At 41.0% G+C, this 18,467-nt stretch carries 17 protein-coding genes and 2 pseudogenes; 14 read left to right on the forward strand and 5 right to left on the reverse strand.

The features are described 5' to 3' along the window. Positions 1–38: 38 nt before the first annotated feature. The 5 genes and pseudogenes from BM210_RS30010 to BM210_RS30030 all read left to right on the forward strand — a co-directional run bounded on the left by BM210_RS30010 (position 39) and on the right by BM210_RS30030 (position 4,220). Positions 39–1,115 carry a CHAP domain-containing protein gene (locus BM210_RS30010; protein ID WP_256224147.1) on the forward strand — a complete coding sequence of 359 codons (1,077 nt, stop codon included), beginning with the start codon at positions 39–41 and terminating at the stop codon, positions 1,113–1,115. Positions 1,116–1,451: 336 nt separating this feature from the next. Then, positions 1,452–2,432 carry a hypothetical protein gene (locus tag BM210_RS30015; RefSeq protein ID WP_091176244.1) on the forward strand — a complete coding sequence of 327 codons (981 nt, stop codon included), beginning with the start codon at positions 1,452–1,454 and terminating at the stop codon, positions 2,430–2,432. A gap of 90 nt (positions 2,433–2,522) precedes the next feature. After that, a pseudogene (locus BM210_RS30020) lies at positions 2,523–2,864 on the forward strand (phosphotransferase); the annotation flags it as partial. Between the two features lie 329 nt (positions 2,865–3,193). Continuing rightward, positions 3,194–3,670, forward strand: coding sequence for a GNAT family N-acetyltransferase (locus tag BM210_RS30025; protein WP_091176247.1), 477 nt, complete (start codon positions 3,194–3,196; stop codon positions 3,668–3,670). Positions 3,671–4,016: 346 nt separating this feature from the next. After that, positions 4,017–4,220 (forward strand): helix-turn-helix transcriptional regulator, encoded by a 204-nt coding sequence (locus BM210_RS30030; RefSeq protein ID WP_091176249.1) that lies wholly within the window; start codon positions 4,017–4,019, stop codon positions 4,218–4,220. 209 nt (positions 4,221–4,429) lie between these two features. On the opposite strand, the gene BM210_RS30035 is transcribed toward BM210_RS30030, so the two are convergent. Beyond that, entirely contained in the window at positions 4,430–5,062 is a 633-nt protein-coding gene (locus tag BM210_RS30035; RefSeq protein ID WP_091176251.1) for a TetR/AcrR family transcriptional regulator, read from the reverse strand. Positions 5,063–5,185: 123 nt separating this feature from the next. Here BM210_RS30035 and BM210_RS30040 point away from each other — a divergent pair, with 123 nt between their 5' ends. Together BM210_RS30040 and BM210_RS35915 are read left to right on the forward strand one after the other, a co-directional pair. Continuing rightward, the gene (locus BM210_RS30040) at positions 5,186–6,391 is read left to right on the forward strand and encodes an MFS transporter (protein WP_371263568.1); all 1,206 of its coding nucleotides are present in this window, start codon (positions 5,186–5,188) and stop codon (positions 6,389–6,391) included. A gap of 571 nt (positions 6,392–6,962) precedes the next feature. Further along, positions 6,963–7,393: pseudogene (locus tag BM210_RS35915) on the forward strand (shikimate kinase). A 205-nt stretch (positions 7,394–7,598) separates the two neighbouring features. On the opposite strand, the gene BM210_RS30045 reads toward BM210_RS35915, so the two are convergent. Further along, positions 7,599–8,264 carry an HAD family hydrolase gene (locus BM210_RS30045; RefSeq protein WP_177238092.1) on the reverse strand — a complete coding sequence of 222 codons (666 nt, stop codon included), beginning with the start codon at positions 8,262–8,264 and terminating at the stop codon, positions 7,599–7,601. A gap of 411 nt (positions 8,265–8,675) precedes the next feature. On the opposite strand from BM210_RS30045, the gene BM210_RS30050 reads away from it, so the two are divergent. The 7 genes from BM210_RS30050 to BM210_RS30080 all read left to right on the forward strand — a co-directional run bounded on the left by BM210_RS30050 (position 8,676) and on the right by BM210_RS30080 (position 15,163). Further along, positions 8,676–8,846, forward strand: coding sequence for an S-layer homology domain-containing protein (locus BM210_RS30050; RefSeq protein ID WP_091176254.1), 171 nt, complete (start codon positions 8,676–8,678; stop codon positions 8,844–8,846). A gap of 298 nt (positions 8,847–9,144) precedes the next feature. Beyond that, positions 9,145–10,158, forward strand: a complete 1,014-nt coding sequence (locus BM210_RS30055; protein ID WP_091176256.1) for an alpha/beta hydrolase family protein — start codon at positions 9,145–9,147, stop codon at positions 10,156–10,158. Positions 10,159–10,272: 114 nt separating this feature from the next. Then, entirely contained in the window at positions 10,273–10,701 is a 429-nt protein-coding gene (locus BM210_RS30060; protein WP_091176259.1) for a GNAT family N-acetyltransferase, read from the forward strand. A 52-nt stretch (positions 10,702–10,753) separates the two neighbouring features. Continuing rightward, positions 10,754–11,416, forward strand: a complete 663-nt coding sequence (locus BM210_RS30065; RefSeq protein WP_091176261.1) for an HAD-IA family hydrolase — start codon at positions 10,754–10,756, stop codon at positions 11,414–11,416. Positions 11,417–11,690: 274 nt separating this feature from the next. Beyond that, positions 11,691–12,074, forward strand: coding sequence for a BlaI/MecI/CopY family transcriptional regulator (locus BM210_RS30070; protein WP_091176262.1), 384 nt, complete (start codon positions 11,691–11,693; stop codon positions 12,072–12,074). Next, a complete protein-coding gene (locus BM210_RS30075) occupies positions 12,067–13,692 on the forward strand; it encodes a M56 family metallopeptidase (RefSeq protein ID WP_091176264.1) in 1,626 nt (541 codons plus the stop codon). The genes BM210_RS30070 and BM210_RS30075 overlap by 8 nt, the downstream gene beginning before the upstream one ends. Positions 13,693–13,942: 250 nt before the next feature. After that, entirely contained in the window at positions 13,943–15,163 is a 1,221-nt protein-coding gene (locus tag BM210_RS30080; protein ID WP_177238089.1) for an MFS transporter, read from the forward strand. 96 nt (positions 15,164–15,259) lie between these two features. Here BM210_RS30080 and BM210_RS30085 read toward each other — a convergent pair whose 3' ends face one another. From BM210_RS30085 to BM210_RS30095, 3 genes are read right to left on the reverse strand one after another with little or no spacing between them, the layout of a single operon-like run. After that, the gene (locus BM210_RS30085) at positions 15,260–16,624 is read right to left on the reverse strand and encodes an ABC transporter substrate-binding protein (RefSeq protein WP_091176267.1); all 1,365 of its coding nucleotides are present in this window, start codon (positions 16,622–16,624) and stop codon (positions 15,260–15,262) included. 36 nt (positions 16,625–16,660) lie between these two features. Continuing rightward, the gene (locus BM210_RS30090) at positions 16,661–17,482 is read right to left on the reverse strand and encodes a carbohydrate ABC transporter permease (protein WP_091176268.1); all 822 of its coding nucleotides are present in this window, start codon (positions 17,480–17,482) and stop codon (positions 16,661–16,663) included. Next, positions 17,479–18,366: a carbohydrate ABC transporter permease gene (locus BM210_RS30095; RefSeq protein WP_256224149.1), complete on the reverse strand. Its 888-nt coding sequence runs from the start codon at positions 18,364–18,366 to the stop codon at positions 17,479–17,481. The genes BM210_RS30090 and BM210_RS30095 overlap by 4 nt, the downstream gene beginning before the upstream one ends. Positions 18,367–18,467 lie beyond the last annotated feature (101 nt).

Consider the following 18,467-nt stretch of genomic DNA (forward strand, 5'->3'; position numbering starts at 1 on the left):
TTGCTAGTAATTCTGCATAGAAGTAAGGAGGCGATCGTTTGATCGGTGCGCGGACGAATAAGAGACTTGAAAGTATTAAAGTACTTGTTCATGAAATGTTGTTGTCTATAGAATGTATGGTTAACAGGCAGGAAGCAACGGTTCACTTGTACGGAGTATCTATATTTGCTTCAATGCTGGCCATGAAACGAGGACAAAATCCAGAACTTGCAACGATCACTGGACTGCTTCGTGATTATTATGTTTTTAAAACTGGAATCAATGAGTTTCCCGGACCTAATAGTGCTGAGGCAGTGAGAACTATAATAAGGGATACGGGTATGTTTACTGAAGAAGAACAGATCACTGTTCTCCGGTCTATATTTTATCAGAATGATAGCAGTCGAAACCATGATCCCTACGAAGAGATCCTTAAGGATGCTAATGTACTCCAGTTGTACTTTCAAAACACAGGCCATAGGCTACCTGAATTGGATATAAATCGATTGCGAAATGTGCTCAATGAATTGGAAATTGTGGGCGAGTTCAAAGAAGAAGAATTCAACCAAGAGAAGGAAATGAACACCCAATTCATCGAAGATAAACGCCGCAAGTTGGCCGATATTGCAGAAGTGCTTGCGGGGCAAAACATAATCGGCATACCAGGAGACGAACGCTATCGGGAAATCTGCAGATATTGGCCGGATGCCAGTATCTACAAAGTGCTAAAGAACAGCTGGTGTGCTGCGTTCGTATATCACAGCTGCCGACAAGCAGGATTTCTTTTGCCGATTCGGTATCCGAATGGGATCCATCGGTTCGCAGGCGTTGGTGCGTGGTTGGAGTGGGCTCAGTTGCCCGAGACAGGGTTCTTCCATCTTGACGAACAGGATGGGTTTACGCCTCAACGCGGTGACATTGTCATCTACGATAAGCTTCTATCTGATCACTCGCATGATCATATTGGTATTGTCCTTGCAGGCAACGAGGAAGATATTTTGGTAGCAGAGGGTAACAGGGATAATAAAAATTACTCCAGTATTTTTCACAGGGATAGAAGGCATCGTATTCTCGGATATATCCGTATCGACAACAGTTATCGATATCATTTCAGAGGAGAGTATAAACCATTTTAACATAGAAGTGCTTTATTTGATCTAACCGATGACGTTTGTTTAATGAAGCGGAGCATTATGCCGCGGCAGCTTCTGCTTCTTTTTATTAAGCTAAACATCCCTGTTAATGCTAGGCAATCGTCATTTCAAAGATGATGAAATCCTGCGAATGAGAGAGTAAACGTAAGATAAACCCTTTAAAACCAAGAGAAGGGCAGGAATGCGTAATTAAAAAGCGAATATAAATGGAAAGTGGTTTGGTAAGATACCTGCGGAGGGTAGTTCCGTGGTAATCTTCAGTTTAGCGCTATATATGTAGTTAATAAGGGTTATCCAGCTAAGGAGGTAAAGATTAAATTGAATATGAAACGAAGAAGGCATGTGTATGCCCTTGTAATTGTATTTATGCTAGTAAATTCCATCGTTAGTTTACCAGCAAATGCTGCTCTGTACGATCCTATCAGCCGTAAATTTAACCCTCCAACACTTCCGCCGGCAATCACATTGTTTGAACAGACACCGCTTTATTCCACACCCGATGACTCCCTTAATCCAACAGCAGAACTCAGTCCACAAGATGTTGTTACGGTCGATGCAGAGCAGGCATGGTATGCCAAACAACGCGGGGAAAAAGTATGGATAAAAATCAAGACCACGTGGACAGGTGAACTTTGGATACACCTTGACTCTGACAAAATTGGCGTCGTAAAGCCTGTCGATACGAACATTGCTCTCCTCTGGTCTGCAGCTCTTTATACACAACCGTCTTTATCAACGATGACGGATGTCGTACTTGCTCCGCAAACGGTCCATGCTAATGCCATATTCGAATCACCAGTAACTTATCTGGCCTATTCATATCGAATCGAGACATCGTGGCTAGGAGATATGTGGATTGTCTCCAATCCTCATATCCTTTCGGATATGGAGATCTTGAATCAGGACATGGATTTGCAAACAGAAACGCTATACATGGAGGATTATGATACAGCTAATCGCTTGCAGCGTCCTTCGGATGCCAAGCTGATTCAACCGCAAAATGTATTTGCCTTGGAAAAAACGGAAAATGGTATCTATCATGTTCGGTCACAAGATGGCGATATGTTCTGGATCAATCCGTATTATGCGCAGCCATTAGGTGTGGAGAAAATCAATGAGAGCCCCAATCTTAAGAAAGAAACGACACTCCATCTGTTTCCAACGATGCCTTTCCCAACTTTTGGCATCCTCACTCCTCAAACAGTAACCGCCTTTGAAAAATGGACCGATCTTCAAGGAAAAAGGTGGAATCATATTCATACTTGGGCAGGAGATATGTGGGTTCAAATTGACGAGTAGGAATAACGCACGATCCATTTGAATACTGCTGAGGTAACTATGTAGTTGTGGAGGCCTAGTTGTAATGAAAAATGATGCATTGGAGAAAGCCAACTGGAAAAGGCAAAAAGCTATGTTTATAATGGGCAATGCGAGGGGAATTTGAAACTGTTGGAATCTTTAATACTGAATAGACCCTTACCTGTTAATCAAACCATGATTCACGGTGACTGCACAACAAATAATGTCCTGGTATTAGACGGAGAGGTAAGTGTGTTCATCGATGTTGCTGGTATGACAGTAGGAGACCCACGATATGATGAATCCTTGGCGATTAGAAGAATTATTAATGAGCCGGATTTATTAGATGCCTTTTACGAGGGGTATACCCGTTACAGAGTAACTATGGAAGAGTTTAAATATTTCGTTGAAGGTTTGTATGAGTTTTTTTAATCAGCTTTTTACGTTAACGAAGAACTATAGCTTAATAAAATACGAGGCTGCCGACACGGATCGGCAGCCTCGTTATGCTAACGGACAGTTTAAGTAAGTGAAAAAATATCATGCACATAATGTGCCCATTAATGAAAAAAAGAGACCCCCAAAAAAACCACAGATACATAATAGTATATAAAAAAATTAAATATAAGTCTATTACTTTTTTTGTAAAAATTATATGTTATAGAGGCGACCGCGGCGCAAAAACGATCAGGGAGAATAAACATGGAGGCACATTTACCTAACTAGTAATTTACCAAAGATATTGAAGGGAGAAGCCCTGTATGATTACGCTCAGAAAAATCACGCTGGAAAACCGACGTGCCATATTTAACCTGGAAGTTTCAGAAGATCAACGCCGCTTCGTTGCGTCCAATCTGTCAAGCGTGGCTTCGTGTTACGTCCTTGCAACCAATGGGGGACATCCATTTCCGTTTGCCATTTATGTGGATGAACAGCCGGTCGGTTTTGTTATGATTAGTTATAGAATCACCGGGTACGAACTCCCGACAATCGCAGACGATAGCTATTGCATCGTGCGACTGATGATTGACAAGCAATACCAGAACAGGGGCTATGGTCGGGAAGCCATGAAAAAAATCTTGGAATTTATTCGCACCTTTCCGGCAGGGCCTGCACATTACTGCTGGATTTCTTATATTGCTGATAACGTGGTTGCCAAAAAGCTTTATGAAAGCTTCGGTTTCCGTGACAATGGTGAAAGCTTTGACAACGAACTAATAACCGTATTGCGACTCTGATTTGCTTCTTGTATCATATATTCAATTTTCGAGGGATCGTTAAAAGGTGGCATCCTCTTTGATACCAAAGCACCTTTTGGAGAATGAACCCCATGAAAGATGAACTTTAAATTGTATTGATTTCTGCGTTCTTAGGATTGAACCAACAAGGATCTATAACTCAATAAACTGTTAAGACGAAGCTGCCGACACGATCGGCAGCTTCATTAACTTAACGGGGAGAAGAGTCCGATGAGGTAGACGATATGTTGATAAAATGTAAAAATGATTTGACATTTTATCGATGTTGTTTTATGATTTTAAAAGTAAAAAGTTTTTTACATTAAAAAGGTAAGGTGATTTCTTTTTGAAGAATAACATCAGGGATATTAGGAAAAAAATGAAGATATCCCAAGAAGACCTTGCAAATAAGTGCAGCGTTACAAGACAAACCATCAACGCCATTGAAAATGATAAATATGACCCTACGTTATCTTTGGCGTTTAAATTATCTATTCATCTTGAAACTACAGTTGATCAATTATTTACTTTCGAGGGGGACACAAAATGAAATTGAAAAAAGCTGATGAAATGGAACAATATCAGGGCAGCGTAACCTTGTGGCTTACCTAAGCTCGATCTACAAACTACAGCAGAGGAGCTTACCTAGGGTAGCTCCTTTTTTTGCTCATTAAAGTAAAGGGTAGGAGAATAATAATTGATTCAGGGTATTTTTGAAAGGACCAGCTAACTGAACGTACTACAATTGGTTGCTTGTCCTCATTCACGCTTAACCTCGACTCCCGTCCTTCCAGACAACGTATCCCATATGCTCATTAACTGTGTGATGGCAGTTTCAATTGCCTCAAGCGGAACACCGTCCCTGGCTTGTGAAGAAATCCCACGAAGAAAGGTGTCAAACAAGGTAACGAGCATGAGGATATCTGTAGAATTGGGCAGCTTACCATCTGTTATGGCTCGTTCTATACACTCTTTCAGCCAACCGCGAACTTTTTCTCGTTCCTTGGAGAGCATATCTCGGATATGTTTTTGCTCAGGAGAACAAGTTACAGCGGACAAATTCAACAGACAGCCTAAAGGATGGGAACTCTCTGTCTGCATCCGTGCCGAACGCCGTAATCCCTGTTCGATGGCTGCTTTCGATGTTATGCTTTTATCCCTGAAGCTTTCCGAAACCTGTCCATAAGTAGAGATATATTGATCTAGTGCTTCGCGGAACAACGCTTCTTTGGATTCGAACGCCGCGTAAAAACTTGCTGCTGAAATATTTCCCATTGCAGCGCGCAGCTGAGCAAGTGAAGTGGACTCAAAGCCGTGTTCCCAGAACATAAGCATCGCGGCGACAACTGCCTCGTTACGATTAAATGCGCGGGGGCGCCCCGTTCGTGGCATAATATGACCTCCTTTATTAATTTTATACTAATCGATCCAGAAGTCCTTGACAAGGGATGTAATTGACATTAATATATGGAATGATTGATCCATAATTAAATTCATCTCTAGGAGGGAACTAACTTGTCTCATTTTTCATCATCTACAGCTAAGATCCAATCGACCGACACCCCTGATCGATTTCCCTGGTTTGCACTGCTTGCGCTTGCGATGACAGGGTTTATCTGTATTTTGACAGAAACTATTCCAGCCGGGTTGCTGGCGTTAATAGGAGAAGGGCTGCATATTACGAAAGCGATGGCCGGACAGCTCGTAACCCTATATGCCATTGGCTCACTTGTGGCAGCGATTCCGTTCGCAATGTTTACCGGAGGGGCGAGGCGGCGTCCGCTGCTGCTCGCCATTATTGCCGGATTTTTAATCTTCACCACGATTACTGCCTTGTCGACCAGCTATGCGCTGACGCTTGCTGCGCGATTTCTCGCAGGTGTAGCTGCCGGCGCTGCTTGGGGGATGATGGCAGGTTACGCAAGGCGTATGGTCCCGGAGGCCTTAAGGGGGCGTGCCCTTGCTATCTCAATGGTAGGCACACCGATAGCGCTAACCTTTGGTGTGCCGGCCGGAACACTGCTCGGTGACCTGATCGGTTGGCGGGCAGTTTTTGGGCTCATGTCTTTTCTGACTCTAGTGTTAATCGTATGTGTGCTATGGAAGGTGCCGGATTATCCCGGACAGTCTGCAGGACAGAGAATGACAGTCGGTCAGGTGTTTGTTATGCCAGGTATACGTCCGATTTTAATGGTGGTACTGACCTGGATGCTGGCACATAATATTTTATATACGTATATTGCGCCGTTTCTTGAGCTTTCCGGACTCGCAGAACGTGTCGATCTTGTTTTGCTGGTCTTTGGATTAGCCGCTCTTGTCTCCATCTGGGTTGTCGGCCTGCTAATAGATCGCAAGCTGCGCTTGCTGGTTTTGCTCAGTCTATTCGGTTTTGCGCTGGTATCCGTTGCACTGTGGGCGGGCAACGCATCGGCGTGGGTCGTTTATGTGGCAGTTACATTATGGGGACTTACCTTCGGCGGTGCTGCTACGCTGCTGCAAACGGCGCTTGCTGATGCAAGCAGTGAAGAAGGTGTTGATATCGTGATGCCCATTAATACGACGGTGTGGAATCTGGCCATAGCTGGCGGAGGTATTGCGGGTGGAGTTTTGTTAGAACTGGTGGGCGCACAGGTATTCCCAGGCGTGCTGTTAATTCTACTGCTTGTGGCGCTGATCATAGCGTGGAGTGCGAAGAAGCACGGCTTTCCCCGAAAACAATAAACGTCACAAGGTTCCTAATTCGTGAAATACACCGGGTTGAATTCATGTAAATTAAATCTTCTACAAGAAAAAGGTTATTCCGCAAAGGATGGTCTTAAAACCTGCCGTTACAGACAACGCGGGGAACTTAACACAATATGGTGAAGCGGAGAGCGAAATTAATTGAGTTTGATTAGAAAATAATAAAGATACGACCGGAGCGTGTACACTAAATCCGGTCGTATCTTTCGTATCTTTATTAACAATCATTCAACTTTGCACAAATGAGTGCTTTTGTATTCTATGGAAGGTCAAAAATCAATTATTTGGAGACCTGAAAGACTAATTCGCATTTTGCAGTAAGGGAGGAGTTACAAACTATCTGAATCTTTTGGCAGCAGGAAAATTAGTCAATCCGTTTTCTATCGGTGCCGTAGCTTACATATGTGCGCCTATTCTGAATGAATTATGTGCATTGTTTTAACGGGAACGATACTTCAAATCGAAAGGACAGCCTTGGCAGCACTTTGCTAAATGATAGGCTTAAATCATACGATGGGACACGAAATTTCATATGGAGGATGAGGATGATATGGAATTTATTTTGATATTTGGTCCGCAGGCAGTAGGTAAAATGACCGTTGAGCAAGAACTAGAAAAAATTACGGATTTGAAGCTCTTTCATAATCATATGTATGGGAGTTCGATTCACAAGCTGATTGGGATTACGTTGAAAATGTAAGTCATATCTTCGAGTCAAACGATGGAGAAGTTTATTTTGTAGAGCTTGAGTCGGATTTAGAAGTAAGACTCGACCGCAATAAATCTCCTCTAAGACTTAAACATAAGCAGACAAAAAGAAATATCGAATGGTCTGAACGTAATTTAATAACCTCGATGGAAAAGCATAGATTAAATTCAAAGGAAGGTGAAATAACCAGGGAAAATTATATTAAAATATACAACTCGAATTTGAATGCAAAAGGAGTAGCCACAATCATTAAAGAAAAATTTCAATTATAAAAATTCACTAGCGTTGCATTATTTTACTCTGACAGTTCAAGATTTTCTGTCTATAGAAAGATCAGACGCAAAAAAATCTTTTACAATGAAATGGCAGGTAATCTGTCCATAATCCATTGAAAGAATTAGCCCATGGACAATAGCACTTTCAGCGAGAATACGGTTTACCTTCGATTTCGGCTTCTCAGCTTAGCCGAAAGCATAATCAAGATTTGGAATTTAAATGATCTATTAACTGTTCTAATTCAAGTTCTAACATTGAGTTAAGACGAAGGGTATAATCATCGAAAAATAAATCTTTTGTTAGTTCATTTGGAACAATGACAGTGTGCATTTCTGCTGCTATTGCTGCTTTAGCACCATTTGGGGAATCCTCAAAAGCTATGGCATTTTGTGATTTCACGCCAAAATAATCTAGTACATTAAAATAAAGTTCAGGGTCTGGCTTAACATTTTTAACATCTTCATGTGTTCGGATGCAGTCAAAATACCCAACAAGATTTAATTCTTTTAAATTGGGCATAACCCACTCATATGGGGCACTAGATGCTAGTCCAATTTTCAAACCTAGTTTCTTAGCTGATTTCAAATAATTTACAACACCTGGGCGTTCATTTACATCTCGAATCAAAATGTCGTATTTTTGTCTTCTTAGTATTCTCAATTCTTCACGATTGATTGGGTTTCCAATAGATTCTTGTAAATAAGAATATGGGTCAAATGCATTCATATGTCCGCCTATTCTTTTGCAATATAATTCTAAAGGGAGTTCAATACCATACTCTCTAAAAACTTCCTGAAATGAATAAAATTCCAATGTTTCTGTATCTCTAATTAAACCATCGAAATCAAATATAACAGCTTCAATCAACATGTATCGCTCCATTCTTCATTATATTAGTAAGGTACCACTGTACTGCGTTAAATTAATTATAACTTATATTCCAATTACTTGTAAGCACTTTTTACTCATCCTTATTGGGCATTACGGCCATTTAAAGCTATTGAGATCATGTGAAATTTTTGTGAATCTTTTTGCGAATTAGTAAATAAATAGGCATTGACAAATATTAGAAGACCACTATAAGATAATGGTGTTGATAGTGAGTGCACACACTTCGGCTTTCTGAAGAAGAGGTACTGTTTGTTAGTGCTAGTCAGTTACCTCGGGCTGCAGAATTTTTTTTACACGTTGGATGATAATGATTATCATTAACTATACATAATGCTTTTTCTGTGGCATCTTACACTCAAGAAAGAGGAGTGAAAGCTAGCCGGTTTATTGTTTATAACAGACAGCATTCCGCAATGGGCAAGAGCGGAAGTTGCGGCTGCTCATAAGCAAGGCATCATCAACGGACGGGACAACAACCTGTTTGCCCCGAACGATAGCGCTACGCGCGCCGAAGCGGTCACGCTCATTTTGGCGCTGCAAAACAAACTGCAAAAGTAAGCTGCAAACGTGATTAATAAAGAGGCCCGAAGATGCCGTTTCTGGTATTTTCGGGCTTTTTACGATAATTATACAAAAATTAACCATGTTCAAACATTATTCATAATATTTAAATAATTTAAGTTGGATCAGTTTATTGCAACGCTTCAACTACTGAATAGAATGTCTTAGAGAAAATCTGGTAGAGTTGATGGTGATAATAGCAAATAAAAACACAAGTATACCCAAAGTATTCCAGTTTAAAAAATTTATTTATCTTATAAAATAAAATGTATATAATTAGTTTAGGAGGAGTTAAATGGGTATAATCTTATCCTACAAAATCAAACTTCTTGTTGTTCTGATCACTGCATTGTGTACGATCACAGCATGCAAACCAGAACCTCTCGTTTCCCCGAAAAACAGTCAATCTGATATTCCATCACTATCTCAAGAAGACGGTACCATCATCTCGAAAGAATGGGTCCAAGTGACAGATCAAAATCCTAATATTAATATTTATAAAATATTCTATATGAGTGAAAACACAAAGGTTGAAGCCTATTTAAGCGAACCAAAAATATCTGGAAAGTATCCAATGCTTGTTAACCTTCATGGGGGATATTTAGGACCAAGACCAATAAAGAATGATTTAAGCGATGGATTCCAAGCCGTGACTTTAAAAAATGCATCGGATAAGTTGGTTATTCTTGAAACAAATTACCGAGGGTACATGAATAGTGATGGTTTCGTTCAAGGGCTCGCAGGTAATACCTTGGATACACAGAATGCTATAAAAGCCGCATTGTCATTTGGAACTGTAAACCCAGAATCGATATATTTACGAGGTGTCTCTTTAGGGGGTGCTGTAGCGTTGCGAACAGCGTCGGAACGTCATGATATAAAGGCTGTGGCTCTGGTTAGTCCATTTGTCGGATGGGATGTGACCATCAATTGGATGGACGAACACCCAAGCACTGATCAGGACCGTACTGTGGTTGTGACAAACAGGGGGCGAGCAGAAAGTTGGAAAAAGCTTTTCAAAGCTGATTCTAAGATTGAAAAGGAAAATTCCTTACTTGACCGAATTTCAAACATTCAAGCTCCAGTTTTGTTATTACAAGGAACAGGAGATGAGAGCCTAGTATGGGAAACTGTTCAGGAATTCAGTGACAAAATGAAGGAAGCAAATAAAAATGTAAAACTTATTTTATATCCGGATGGTAATCACGGATTACATGATAAATACCAAAAGGAATACTTAAGAGAAAGAGATAGTTGGTTTGCAGAATATGGGCTGCCCCTTCCATTCGTTGCATTAACAAATTCGTAATATGGAAAAATGTGGTGCAAGATTAATATTATGTTTTGATCGTTTTTTTGTAGTTCATAGATAAGGTATTAGATAGAGTAAGCCTAATAGAAACCAAAAGGAGCCGCAATTGATATGATTCGTCAAGCTGAAAGAACTGATAAAGATCAAATATTCGAACTCTATAAAATGTTAGTACCAAATAGTAAGAAAATGAATGTAATTGAAGAACAAATTGATAAAATTAGAAGAGACCCTAACAACTTTTTGTTTGTAAATGATGAAGAAGGAGAAATTTTAGGCACACTAACGCTAAACATATGTTTACAGGCTTTACATGGCATAAGACCGTATGGAGTAGTCGAGAACATAATTGTCCATGAGAATCATAGAGGTAAGAATGTTGGACGAGAACTTTTACAATTTGTTGAGGATTATTGTAAATCTATAGATTGTCATAGGATTATGCTTCTAAGTAATTCAACCCGTGAAAGAGCACATCAGTTCTTTGAAAGGGAAGGTTATGACGGATCAATAAGTAAGGGATTTAAAAAATATTTATAAATAAAATAATGAAAGAACATTCAATTCTACACATATATTGGGGGAAAGAACAATGCTGCAATCACTAATTTTTGATATGGATGGAACACTATTTCAAACAGATAAAATTTTAGAATTATCACTTGATGATACTTTTAACCACTTACGATCACTAAATAAATGGGATGCAGCAACTCCTATTGATAAATACCGTGAAATTATGGGTGTACCTTTACCAAAAGTATGGGAAGCCTTATTACCCCATCATTCCAATAAAGTAAGAGAAGAAACTGATGCTTATTTTCTGGAAAGATTAGTTGAAAATATAAGAAGTGGGAATGGTGCTTTATATCCTAATGTAAAGGAAGTTTTCAGTTTTTTAAAAGAGAATAATTGTTCAATTTACATAGCAAGTAATGGTTTAACTGAATATTTAAAAGCAATTGTGAGATATTATCATTTGGATAATTGGGTCACTGAAACATTTAGTATCCAACAAATTGAATCGTTGAATAAATCAGACTTAGTTCAGAGTATTATGGAAAAATATGGTATTACAAATGCGGCAGTAGTAGGAGATCGCCTTTCGGATATACAAGCAGCTAAAGATAATGGTTTAGTTGCAATAGGATGTAATTTTGATTTTGCGCAAGAAAATGAACTTTCTCATGCTGACATAGTAATTGATGACTTACTAGAATTAATAACGATTTTACCTAAATTGAATGATTTATAACCAAAGCAAAGCAGGCCGATCTAAAGGCGGTTGGCTATATGATTTACGATCAGAAATGGACCGTCTACCTGACGAGGGGCGGTCTATTTCTTTTGGTTAAATATTACGATGGTGGCGAGAACCCGTATTTATAAAAGGCAGATATGTCGTTTTTTGTTTTCAATTTCCCCTTTTTCGAAGCAAATTGTTCCTCATTGGTTTTGCTTGACATCAAAAGGTTACAGTTGTAGACTAAATAAAGAGGTTACACAGGTAACCTTTAGGAGGTGCACAAATGAATATCTTAGCTTCGAAAATAACAGATTCAGAAGTTGAAGTGATGCGTGTGATGTGGGAGGCAGACGAGGATCTTCCGATTTCTGAAATAATAAAAACACTTGAGCAAAAAAGCAGTTGGGAAACGTCAACGATCAAAACATTGTTGCGCAGACTCTGTAACAAAGGTGTCGTATTGGCGATTAAAAAACAGGTTTTTTATTATAAGCCTTTGGTGAGTGAGTTGGAATATAACGAATACATTACACAAAACCTTATTGACCGGTTATATTCTGGCAGTGCTAAAAACCTAGTGGCATCTCTTTTAGGAAGTAAAAGACTTGACGATGAAGACATTGAGGAACTACGCAATTTGTTTAAAGTAGGGGATAGCGATGAATGAAATGATCAAACTGTTACTTTCTCTTTCCTTATCGGGTGCTATTCTAGCGGTTGTACTGTTTGCCTTGAAACCTTTAGTAAAGCAGAGGCTTTCCAAAACGATTCAATATTACATCTGGATTATTGTGCTAATTCGTTTGTTATTTCCGATTTCTTTCGAGGCGAGTGTTATGAATGAATTGTTTTATGGGGATGAAGTGTCGGAAAAAATCATAGTTGATCTAAAGACTCCTTTGGTGACTGATCCAGATCAAGGGGGTTCCTTATCTAGAATTCTGCCATATATGGGTGTGAAAGCGAATGTCGCTCGTGGAGTTTACAATCTTGATTCCGATCACCGTCGTTATTTTCAGGATTTAGTTAATCCGTATCTGATCTCTATTTGGTTAATAGGTGTGATTATTGCGTTGAGTATCAACTTAGTAGGATATGCTCGCTTTATCAGTAGCCTACAACGTGGGAATATTCCTGCAACTAACTTAGACGAAGGGTTACTGGCTAAATTGTTAGGGGGGCGGGGCCGAATAGGGCTGTTTCGCAATCGTTACATATCGACGCCAATGCTAATCGGAATTGTACGTCCGCGTATTATTATTCCAGATATTCCATATAGCGAAAAGCAACTTGCAAATATTTTGCGTCATGAAATTGTACATTTTAGAAGGAAAGATATTGGTGTGAAATGGCTCATGGTGATGGCTACCGCCATTCATTGGTTCAATCCGTTCATCTATATGATAAAAAAGGAAATAAATCATGCCTGCGAACTAGCCTGTGACGAAGCAGTGATTAGAAATATGAGTCCCGCAGAAAAACAAGACTATGGTGATACGTTGATCTCAGTTGCATCTGACTCTAAATATCCCACAGGCGTTTTACAGGCTACGATGTATGAAGAAAAACAGACTTTAAAGGAAAGGCTAGTAGCGATTATGAAGCATAATAAAAGATCCAAATCGATTACGGTGCTGTCATGGGTGTTATTGGTATGTGTAGTAGGCGGTGCGATTTATTTGGGGCCGGGTACTGGAACAGCGGGTGGTAAAGATGCCCTACCTAAACTTCCTATTAGTGAAAGGAAGCTAGGAGATACGGCAGGTGCGAGTATGTATGACTTGGTAGAAATTTCACGATTTAAAACCCTATATATTGGGAATCACATGAAGGTTGGCGGAATTGCGGGTCGTTTGCCCGTGCCAGATGAAAGTTTTGTACATCAGTATATTTCGTTGGAAACAAGTGAACGGCCCTACAAGCTGACGATTTATCACGAATTACCTCCAGGCGTTGGTTATGATGGAGTATGGCCGATTGAAACACTAGATGCTAGTTTTGAGAGAGTATTGAGCAGTAACGCATTGGTAGCCTTTAGTATGGTTGATAACATGGATGAGATTACGTTTGCATATCGAAATTCCCAATCAACAGGCGTGTTGGATATGTCGAAGTACGATTCGAGGTTCTCGTTTTCTAGGGGGGCTTTCGAGAAGGAGTACGGAGATCTTACGGTGTTGGGTCAAAACATAGAACGACTTCGGGAAGTGTTGGAGCAACGTGCTAAGGGCGGTAGTGAAGGTGCAGCAGGCGAAAATAAAGAGACAGTTGCCTCAAATAAATGAGGAACTGCCTCTTTTTTTATGGGGTTCATTTCATATTTTCATTGTAGTATTTGAACATATTAGGGGTGTGAAGCCTTTAGCTTCAACTTGGGCTGATCCAATTACAGCATGTAATGGCCTCAACGATTGCAATTTTCGATTATCCTTATTTGAGCAATCTTTATCCTGATTATAAATGGGTTGTGAAAATTGATTATTGCACGTTAACTGGACTTGTTTTATTGTAATGAAACAAGGAGAGGGGTGCTTGATGATAGATAACCCGAAAAGGCACGTAACCATGATGGCCCTCGTTACTGCCGTCTGTTTGATGGGGGATTCGATGCTCTACATTGCCCTGCCGATATATTGGCGCGAGTTGGGCCTAGCTTCCTTGTGGGAGGTGGGTATCCTTCTTTCCGTTAACCGTTTCGTCCGGTTACCGCTTAGTCCGCTCATTGGCATCCTGTACGCGAGAATGGATAAGCGGTGGGGGCTGATGATATCGGTTATATTGGCTTTTCTCACAACTACCTCGTACGGACTGCTTAGCGGATTTGCATGGTGGGTTGTGCTGCGCTGTTTGTGGGGTGTAGCCTGGACGTTTTTACGTATTGGTGCCTATTTAACGATTTTGGATTTGTCCGATGAACGGAACCGTGGAGCCTTACTTGGCAGATATAACGGGACTTACAGGCTAGGCAGTCTGGTCGGAATGTTGGCAGGCGGTTTTTTTGCAGACATGTACGGCTTACGCTCAGTCGCTTTGACGCTCGGAATTATTGCGTTAATTTCTTTGCCCTTAGTATGGAAGTACTCTTCCGTGCCTTCACAGACAAGCACGGTTCTCAAAACACCTAAGGTTAAAGGCAGCCTGCAGGTGAAATTTCTTTTTAAAGGACCCTCGAACGTGTTATTTATGATTGTTACAGGGCTTCTCGTCTCCATGATTTGCGAAGGAATGTTTACGGCAACGCTAAGCCATTTGGTTTCCCTCCATGTTTCTTCCATTTTTGTGGCTGGGGTTGTGGTGGGAGCAACGACAGTGTCGGGTCTTCTGCAGGCTATGCGGTGGGGATGGAGTCCATGGCTGTCTCCGTGGTTCGGGAGAAAGATGGATCGAACGAAAAGCCATGGACGGCTGATATCTATTGTGTTGATTGCCGCAGCTTGCTGTTTTGCAGCGATTCCTCTGCCACTGCCTTTTTCGGTATTGCTGCTGTTTATCGTAGGTATATTAGTATCGTCTACACTATTGACTACCGCCATTGACACCCTTGTTACCAATGCCGCTTCGTCTTCGTTCAAAGTAACTATCATTACACTATATACGCTCACTTTGGATGTTGGTGCGGCTCTTGGACCGATACTCGGCTACTCTGTCGATATTAACGTCGCATTCGGCGCTTCAGCTCTTATCCTATTCGTACTTGCGGGTGTATGGCTTGTTAAGTTCCGTTCCAAGCAGTCGGAGCACATGTCGGCACAGTAACCAAAAAACCTGTCCATGAAATCAATTGGACAGGTTTTTTGGCTACTGATCTGCAATTGTAATGACTTCTTCTGCTTCATTAAAGAAGAGGATGACTTATTTGCCTACTGTTTTGTTATAGATAGCAATCTTTGTGGTTATACTTTGAGCTGCTGCATCCAATGCTTCTTTAGGTGTCCTTTTGCCGCTAAGGGCGTCCTCAATGGCATTTTCGACCAACTGTCTTGTCTCAGGAAATACGCCAATAACTGCTCCTTGGGTTGCCTTGTTAATTTTGGTAGCGTGAAGCTGATCGATGGCCGTTTTAAACTGTGGAAATTTAGTCATATTTTCTTTAACAATCGGTTGTTCATAAGCTTTCTTAGTGACTGGGAAATAGCCAGTGTTGATATGCCACAAAGCTTGCTGCTCTGGAGATAGCATGTACTTGATAAACTCCCAAGCTGCTTGTTGCGCATCTTTGGGCTGATTGTTCATAATGTACAAGCTTCCTCCACCAACGACAACTCCACCTTCTTTGGCGTTGTTAGGTTTAGGTAGGAATGCGGTACCAACTTCAAACTTGCCGTTCGCGTTAGTGACGATTTCCCGCATCGATGCTGTAGTAGCGAAGATGATTCCGAGCTGCTCTGCAGCAAACGCCTTTTTGATATCGTCCACTTTCCGTCCCATGTTGAGGCCCACTTTGCTGTCTATCAGACCTTTCCACCAGGTTAATGTGTTTATGGCAGCTTCACTGTTGATGATCGATTCCGTAGCAGGACTGGTACGTCCATTACCGTTATTGACAAATTCTACTCCTTGGTTCGCCAATAACTGTTCCATATTCCAGCTTTCTATTGAAAATGCGATTCCCGTGGTTGAGTTTTTGGTCATGGCTTGTGCCGCTGATTTAATCTCATCATAGGTAGCTGGCGGTTTTTCAGGATCGAGCCCCGCTGCTTTAAATAAGTTTTTGTTGTAGTACATGATTAGATTGGATGTGTTAAAAGGCATGGAGTTGAGCTGGTTATCCAACGTATAATAAGCAAGAATGTTTTCTTCGAATTGACTGAGGTCATATTTATCTTCTTTAATGAAGTTCTGCATCGGCGTGATTGCCTTGGAATCTACCATGTACCGCGTTCCGCCATCATTAGCTTGCATAATCGTCGGGCCGGTTTTGGAATCCATCGATGCCTTCATTTTGTTTAATGCTTCGTCGTAGCTTCCTTGATATATGGCTTCGACCTTAATGTCTTTGCGCGAGGCGTTAAAGCTTTCCGTCATCTGATCGATTGTCTTACCCAAGTTTCCTCCCATGTAATGCCACATAACGACTTTGACTGGCGCCTTGTCCGGGCTTGGGGTGGTGGTAGTGGTTGGAGTTGTGCCTGATCCGCTGCTGCAGGCCACAGTTGTCCATGCTGTCATAACAGCAAGCGTACTAAGCAATACTTTTCTTTTTCCCGATTTTGTCATTGTTTAATCCCCCTGATTTCATTTTTCTTAAGAAGGTTATCCTTTTAATGCACCTGCGGTGATCCCCTGAACAAGCTGCTTTAATCCAACTATGAGCAAGAGTAGAGATGGAATCAACACCAAAGTGACTCCGGAAAGCACCAAATTCCACGATTGAGATTCTTCCCACTGCAGCATGGCAATACCGATTTGCACCGTACGCATCATGTCGCTGTTCGTGATTAGCAATGGCCATAAATACATGTTCCATGCGTTAAGAAAAGCATAAATGCAGAGGGTAGCCAGTGCTGGACGCGACAACGGCAGCACGAGTCGGAAATAACAACGAATGATGCCGCAGCCGTCTATTTTTGCAGCGTCGAATAGTTCATGCGGTAACTGCAGGAAAGATTGACGAAGTAAAAACGTGCCGAATGCACTTGCCATAAAAGGGATCGTAAGCCCCTGAAAGCTGTCCATCCAGCCCCACGCTCGGATCGTTAAATAATTGGGAATAATGGTGACTTCCCATGGGATCATCATAGTGGAAAGAAAAATAAGAAACCAAATCGATTTTCCGGGAAAGCGGAGTATGGCAAACGCATAAGCGGACATCGATGAGAATATCAATTGGCCAGTCGTGATCAATGCGGCAACAATAAATGAATTGAAAAGAAATTTTAAGAGCGGTACTGTATTCAAGGTGTCCATGATGTTTCCTAAATAAAATCCTTTAGGGAAAAACGGAGGCGGATAGCTTCGTACTTCCTGTGGTGTCATCAGTGTCGAAGCAAACGTGAAATAAAGCGGGTAAAGTAAAATGAAAGCACAACCAATGAGCAGCAAGTAATGTACAACGTTCCGGATGTTTAATTTCATTGATAGTGCACCTTCTTCTCGGCAAAACGAAATTGGATTACGGTTAGAAGCATAATGATGACGAACAAAACTAAAGCTTTGGCGCTGGCAGTACCAAATTGAAAGTTAACAAACGCCTCTTGGTAAATCGAGTACACTACCACATCCGTCGAATGTGACGGTCCTCCCTTGGTTAAAATGTGAATTTGTCCAAAAGCTTGGAAGGATCCGATAATGGATACAATCGATAAAAAGAAAAAAGTAGGGGATAACAAAGGCATCGTAATGTTAAAAAACATGCGTCGGGCGTTTGCTCCATCAATGAGAGCGCTCTCGTAAATTTCGGGTGAGATTCCTTTGATACCGCCTAGCAGCACAATGTAAGAGAAACCAGAATTCATCCAGATTGTCATCAAAGACACGGAGAACAGCGCCCAACTCGGATTTGAAAGCCAGAAAACAGGTTGAATACCCAAGAGTCCGAAATAGTAATTGAGCATCCCAATGCTGGGGTGAAACAGCAGCAGCCAGATAGCGGAACCGGTAGCGACTGAAATTACGATAGGCATGGAAAATATCCACTGGAACAACGACATACCTTTAAGCTTGTTGTGAGTTAGTGCAACCATCACTAAAGATAGTATTATGCCGGTAGGTACCGTATAAAGCATAAACAGCGCCGTAACCTGCAAGCTTTCAAAAAACGCTCCTGTACGGAATATATCGATGAAATTTTCAAGTCCAACGAACATAGCTACAATTCCGCGAGGGTTAGTCAAGTGAAAGCTAAGGTAGACCGACCTAATCATGGGATAAAACATGAAAACCGAAAACAGTACAATAGAGGGAAGTAGAAAACAATAGGCAAGGCCGACTTCCTTCCATTTTTGTGAACGTAATGACAAGTGATGCAGCCACCCTTCGTATGATTTAATATTCCAATATTTCTCCTTTCCATCGAGAATAACACAACCATTGATAATTCGGGAATTGTCCCCCCGTGTCT

The organism is Paenibacillus sp. 1_12 (assembly GCF_900114475.1).
GTDB lineage: Bacteria > Bacillota > Bacilli > Paenibacillales > NBRC-103111 > Paenibacillus_S.

Bases quoted from the DNA above. Each gene is read 5' to 3' on its own strand.
- BM210_RS30025 (WP_091176247.1), top strand. From the start codon at position 3,194: ATGATTACGCTCAGAAAAATCACGCTGGAAAACCGACGTGCCATATTT.
- BM210_RS30035 (WP_091176251.1), bottom strand. From the start codon at position 5,062: ATGCCACGAACGGGGCGCCCCCGCGCATTTAATCGTAACGAGGCAGTT.
- BM210_RS30055 (WP_091176256.1), top strand. From the start codon at position 9,145: ATGGGTATAATCTTATCCTACAAAATCAAACTTCTTGTTGTTCTGATC.
- BM210_RS30060 (WP_091176259.1), top strand. From the start codon at position 10,273: ATGATTCGTCAAGCTGAAAGAACTGATAAAGATCAAATATTCGAACTC.
- BM210_RS30065 (WP_091176261.1), top strand. From the start codon at position 10,754: ATGCTGCAATCACTAATTTTTGATATGGATGGAACACTATTTCAAACA.
- BM210_RS30070 (WP_091176262.1), top strand. From the start codon at position 11,691: ATGAATATCTTAGCTTCGAAAATAACAGATTCAGAAGTTGAAGTGATG.
- BM210_RS30075 (WP_091176264.1), top strand. From the start codon at position 12,067: ATGAATGAAATGATCAAACTGTTACTTTCTCTTTCCTTATCGGGTGCT.
- BM210_RS30080 (WP_177238089.1), top strand. From the start codon at position 13,943: ATGATAGATAACCCGAAAAGGCACGTAACCATGATGGCCCTCGTTACT.
- BM210_RS30085 (WP_091176267.1), bottom strand. From the start codon at position 16,624: ATGACAAAATCGGGAAAAAGAAAAGTATTGCTTAGTACGCTTGCTGTT.
- BM210_RS30090 (WP_091176268.1), bottom strand. From the start codon at position 17,482: ATGAAATTAAACATCCGGAACGTTGTACATTACTTGCTGCTCATTGGT.